This is a genomic window from Synechococcus sp. CCY9202, assembly GCF_034931685.1.
Taxonomy (GTDB): domain Bacteria; phylum Cyanobacteriota; class Cyanobacteriia; order PCC-6307; family Cyanobiaceae; genus CBW1002.
This window is the reverse complement of record NZ_JAYGID010000075.1, coordinates 1-5,267: the sequence shown is the minus strand read 5'-3', so window position 1 is coordinate 5,267 and position 5,267 is coordinate 1. Positions and strand designations below refer to the sequence as shown.

Sequence of the window (5,267 nt, the reverse complement as noted above, 5' to 3'; positions counted from 1 at the left end):
AGGGTCACGGGCCTGCCCACCCCTTGCAACGCTGGCCGCTGAGCGGAACGTCTGAGGTGCGCGCTCAACCCCGGCTACGCCGGGGTTGAGGTCCCCAGGGATTTACACCAACACAGGGGACGCAAGCTCCAGCTGGTGCCAACCCAGCTCTCGCGGATGTGCTCCGGTGCCTCCTTTGCCCGCAGCGACCAGGTGATGTCGCGGCCATGGCTGATCTCCTGATCCGTTGCCACAAAAGGGATCGTGCGCTTTCCCTGGAACTGGCTGCAGATCTGGCGATGCAACGTCTTCTGGTTGCCCTTGACCGTCAGGATGAAGTCGGCCCCCTGCTCCTGGAGGAGTTGAAAAACGGGCGCTGGGTGTGGAGCGCATCTGCCTGGATCAGAACGCCCTCGAGATCAAGCTCGCCGAGCAGCGTTTTGAGCACTGCCCGCTCGTGGTTCTCGCCGGTGGCATAGCAGGCCTGGCTGATGGCTACGCCCAGGGCTGCCGAATACAGCGTCACCTGGGCGATGAACGCCGAACCGCCACCGGCGGTGGGCTCGATCGAGCCTCTCAAGGTCTTGCCGTCACACACCAGCTGATCGAGATCCGCTGCACCACCGGGGATCTGGGCGATCGTCCAGTCGCGAATGGCAGCGCAGAGAGCCGCCACGTCCACCTGGCGGAAGAAGTAGCGGAAGGCGGAATCGGAGGGCGGACGCCTGAGTTCGATGCCCAGCGCCTCGGTGAGCACGCTGTGGTGACGGATGGCAAAACGCTCCAGATCCCGCAGGCTCTGGCAACGGCTCAGGATTCCCAGCACCGCCACCAGAAGCAGATACCAGGCCGGAATGCGGATCCCGCGCCGCATCCGCGCGTCCGGAATCGCCTTCAGAAAGCTGATCAGGTCGAGATCAATTGCGGGAAGAACGGTTTCGGGCACAGCAAGGGCGCGATTCCGCCGACCTCAACCCATGCTGACAGCCCAGGCAAGAGAGCTTGTGACACACTTTGAATCAGCCCTGCCTCCCCTGGCGCGTTTTTTCTCCTTGCCGGCAGTCTCGCCGAATCCCTATCTTTCCCTGGGTAGTGGTGAATCGTCGTCGTTTTCTTTGATCCGCTCCAGGGAGCTGTGGGAGTCCCAGGACCTCAACAGGGTGCCATTCACGCAGAATTTCTCGGAACTCAGCAGCGGCTTGACATCTGGAGCAGCCAGCATCACCTCCAGAAACTGGCCCATGAGTTCCTCGTTCAGCAGTCGATCCCGGTTTTTGGTGAATGTGGTCGGATGCCACACCCGATCGTCCGGGTTTGGCCGACAAGCCATTGCAACTGCAGGTTGTAGTCGAGCTGCTCGTTGAGCATCCGCGCGGAGAGGATGCCGTAGATCGCCTGCAGCATCAGGGCCATCAATTGTTGCTCAGGGGTTATTGATGAGCGCCTGCCGCCCTCGGGATACGGCCGGCATTTGGTGGGGTTAGGCCGATCAAGTTCCTGATGCGCCAGCTGACGCACCTGCCGCAGAGGATGGCCCTTGGGAGCCGCTCCTCGGTAGAGACGTAGGAGAACAGAGGGCCGCTCCTCTCATAGTGGCCTTGCATCTGCTCAGTGCCAGTCCGTCATTCTCCCTTGACTGGATGGCATATTCTGCAGCCTCCTTGCCGTAGTAGTGGAGCACTAGGTAGAAGCTCCGCTCGGAACCGAAGCCGCAGGCGGCTTATCTGTAAAAGCGGCATGATCTGCCCGGGTGGCAGCGCCATGAATTCCGGCTCGTTGCGGGTAAACAGGAATCTCAGGGACTCTTTCCCCTTGAGGCAGCCAGACACGTTGCAATAACTTTCTTTATGGCAGCCACTTGTCTTTAGATTCTGACTTCTTTCCTTGACTTTTTCGAATGCTCTTACGTCATGCTCTCTGACTGATATTTGCGTGTCAGGCTAAGCTTTTATTCGGTTCACCTGTTGGTACCTTTCTCCACTTTCTGAGCTGCCTTTGGTGGCAGCACTTGTTATGCAATTCTATTATTTCTTTGTCGGTCTTTCTTTATGACTAAAGTTGGAATTATCTCATTGCCGCTTACCTATAATATTGGTGGAATTCTTCAGTCATATTCCTTGGTTGAAATATGCAAGCGCAAAGGATGCTTGCCTTTCGTATTGACAAGACGACGGACCAGAAAAAGTATTGCCCTCGAATTGCTTGTCTCTTTGAAGTGGAAAGGAATAATCTTTGTTTCAATGATAGCCAAGAGGTTCAACATCTCTTTTCTGAGCACTTATCCATTGGTTGCCACTCAATTCTTCAAGACTAAACATATTCCAAATTCAGACAAGCTTTTCTTTGGTGATGTTCGCCTTTCTCAATGGGCTACGGCCAACCATATTGATTTATTCATATGCGGAAGCGATCAGATATGGAATCCAACTTCATTTCCAAGCCTTAACTTTGCATTCGCTCAGTTAGATGTGCCTAGAACGACTAGGCGAGTAGCTTTTGCCCCATCTTTGGGGCATGATTCAAATCGATTTACATCAACTCAATCTCAACAAATAGCCTCATTCCTACAGTCTTTTGCTAAACTCTCTTGTAGAGAGCAATCAGGAGCCGAACTAATTTCTCGCTTGGCTGATAGAGCTGTTAGCCTAATGCCGGATCCAACCTTTGTAATAAACAGAGAAACCTATGCAGCACTTGCAGGCAATGCATCATTCCCCTATCCCCGTAGCTATTTATTTGCATATATTCTAGATCCCACGGTTGCCACTTGTGAGTTTATATCTTCTTTTGCAAAGAAACATAATCTCCGTGCGCTTTCATTCTTTCCAATGAATTACAAGTCGATCCTAAACCGACAATATCAGATGTTAAAGCACTTTGGAATCGACGTCATTGATTCACCCACTCCCGAGAATTGGCTCAAAGGCGTGATGGATGCCGATCTTGTAATCACAGATTCTTTCCATGGAAGTGTCTTTTCGTTGATCTTCAACACTCCGTTCTATTCTTTGATTAATGCAGGCAGGGGGGGCACAAGATTTCTGCAACTCAAATCTACTTTTGGCATCGATAATACATTTTTAGAATTGCACCGTGTGCATTCGCACCAGCTCATGGTTCCTACTATTGACTGGCCTAAGGTTAATCGTAAAATCTCCGAGCTATCTCTATTGGCACACGACTTCTTAGACGACTGCATCCCAAAATGATTATCGTACATTTTACTCCTACGTACCATCCTGTAATTGGGGGAATTGAATCTGTAGTTAAGAGTCTTGCTACTCAAATGGCATCCTTGAATCATAGGGTATATGTCATCTGCTTGTCACGACACACATTAGTATCAGACTCGGCAAGAGAAATAACGGCGGACGGAGTTAGTGTTCTATATTTCACCCATTATGATATCTTTAGTCCGTCTAGAATTTCAAGACTTAGCAAAGTCTTACGCTCTGCTGACATCCTTCACCTACATGACCCAAAGTTAGGCCTACTAGTTGCTATCGCCCTTACTTTGTTGCCGAAAACCAAAAAGTATCTTACTACGCATGGAGGTTTCTACCATCATAACAGGTTTCCATTAATCAAGAAGCTGTATGCATCCACATGGGCGCGCTATGCACTTGGAAAGCTGAATACAGTATTTGCAATCTCGGAAGCCGACTTTCTGGCGTTTTCTAGGTTGTCGCCTGTGCCCAACGTTCGTCTATCTTTAAATGTAGTCAGGATGAATCCATTTGGGGTTGATCCTGCAGTGCACCCTCCTGGTGTTAGGAACTGGCTCTACTGGGGCCGAACTTCAAGCAATAAAAACCTTGTTTCTTTGCTGAACTTTCTTATGTTTCTCAATAACAACGATGTTCACATTGTTCTTCATGTCTGCTCTTCTTATCCTCTGCAAGATCTGATTGCCTTCGCCAAGCAGCATGGGCTTACAAATGTCTTTTTCTACCATAAACCAGATAATTCCCATATTGCTTCGTTAATCAACCAATCCTCCGTATTTGTGCTTCCTTCTTCGTACGAGGGGTTTGGTTTAACTTTGGTAGAGGCTGCCTCGTCTGGGCTGCTCCCCATCTTTAATGACATAAGCCCACTTAACACAGTTTTTCCATCGGATGTTGGCCTAGCACTTGACTTCTCTGACTTTCGAAGCTCTCTTGTTGCCTTTCTCGAGTATGAAATGATTGTTTCTTCCGATCAGAGCACTTTTGTCACCGATGCAATTGCTGCGAGCCAGGTGTATTCCCCGAAACGACGAGTAGAAGAGATTCTGTCTGTCTACTTGTCTTAGCTCCCTGTCGCGAGCTCCATTTAGTCCCCCCTCGAGTACTTAATGTAATTATCACTCTCGTATATTGCAAGTTGTAATTCATGCATACTCTTTTCCTGCTTCACAATGCAACTCACTTTGCCTTTGACTCGTTTGCCCTAAGTGAGCTCACCCCTGACCATTCCAATTCGAGCTCATGAGTTTAGTCCTTATTGTCCGATTGCAAGGACACCCTTTTGGTGTACCGAGCATCGTCAACTACAGCAAGCAGTAATCGCTAACTCGGCCCTTCTCTGATCGTGGCTTTCGTTGATAATCCTGAGGATTCTGATCAGTACAACCGGTGTAAGCTGACTACCTTGCTGGTGCGAATCTTCTGCTTAGCAAACTGTGACATTAACCAAACAGTGCATGATGTGTCCCACCAGCCGATGACGATAGCTATGGACTTGTAGTTTACCGTTGTTTGTCATTGAGTTGAGATGTTCATATTGATGGAATTTCTGATCTGCGACAGTGATGGTTCCATTTGCCTAGGCAACCACTGCATTCTGCTTGGTGGAACTGTAGGTTGGATGTATAATTCGTTGACACAGTAAGTATTGACTTATGCACCCAGTTGGAACGGTAGCTACGATTGTCCTGCCTGCACTTCTTCATTTAGAAACATATGGCTGTGTGATATGATTGCCAATGCATTCGAGCAGTTTCCGATAAGTGCATCTCCCGTGATCACCTTCCTGCCTGGGTATGTTGCCCCATGAGCAGCAATGCATTTTCGGTTGGGTGAGAGTTTCCTTCATTTGGGAATTGTAAGGGCCGAATTGGGTATGACTATCTTTTCAGCTGAACATCTGCTTAAATCTAGCACTTTACCCAGTTGCTAGCTAAGGAACCTCTGGACAACAAGCGCTCAAGGAGGGCGCCTGGCCTTGATTTGTCCCTGATGAACATTTTGATCGCCGATCAGGCTCCGATCAGCCTGAATTCGGCGATTTGGAGGCTGAACCTCGCT

3 protein-coding genes and 1 pseudogene are annotated in these 5,267 nt (G+C 49.6%); 2 read left to right on the top strand and 2 right to left on the bottom strand.

Going from position 1 to position 5,267, the window contains the following annotated elements; translation table 11 throughout:
• Positions 1 to 307 precede the first annotated feature (307 nt).
• Both VB777_RS10645 and VB777_RS10640 read right to left on the bottom strand, forming a co-directional pair.
• Complete coding sequence (locus VB777_RS10645) at positions 308 to 925, bottom strand: ISAs1 family transposase (protein WP_323248823.1); 618 nt, start codon at positions 923 to 925, stop codon at positions 308 to 310.
• A 141-nt stretch (positions 926 to 1,066) separates the two neighbouring features.
• Positions 1,067 to 1,583 (bottom strand): annotated as a pseudogene (locus tag VB777_RS10640) (transposase); the annotation flags it as partial.
• 444 nt (positions 1,584 to 2,027) lie between these two features.
• Here VB777_RS10640 and VB777_RS10635 point away from each other — a divergent pair.
• Together VB777_RS10635 and VB777_RS10630 are read left to right on the top strand one after the other, a co-directional pair.
• Positions 2,028 to 3,188 (top strand): polysaccharide pyruvyl transferase family protein, encoded by a 1,161-nt coding sequence (locus tag VB777_RS10635; RefSeq protein WP_323248821.1) that lies wholly within the window; start codon positions 2,028 to 2,030, stop codon positions 3,186 to 3,188.
• The gene (locus VB777_RS10630) at positions 3,185 to 4,273 is read left to right on the top strand and encodes a glycosyltransferase family 4 protein (protein ID WP_323248819.1); all 1,089 of its coding nucleotides are present in this window, start codon (positions 3,185 to 3,187) and stop codon (positions 4,271 to 4,273) included. Before VB777_RS10635 ends, VB777_RS10630 begins: the two co-directional genes overlap by 4 nt.
• The last annotated feature ends 994 nt before the right edge of the window (positions 4,274 to 5,267 follow it).

Coding starts and splice junctions, on each gene's coding strand:
- VB777_RS10630 (WP_323248819.1), top strand. CDS start 3,185: ATGATTATCGTACATTTTACTCCTACGTACCATCCTGTAATTGGGGGA.
- VB777_RS10635 (WP_323248821.1), top strand. CDS start 2,028: ATGACTAAAGTTGGAATTATCTCATTGCCGCTTACCTATAATATTGGT.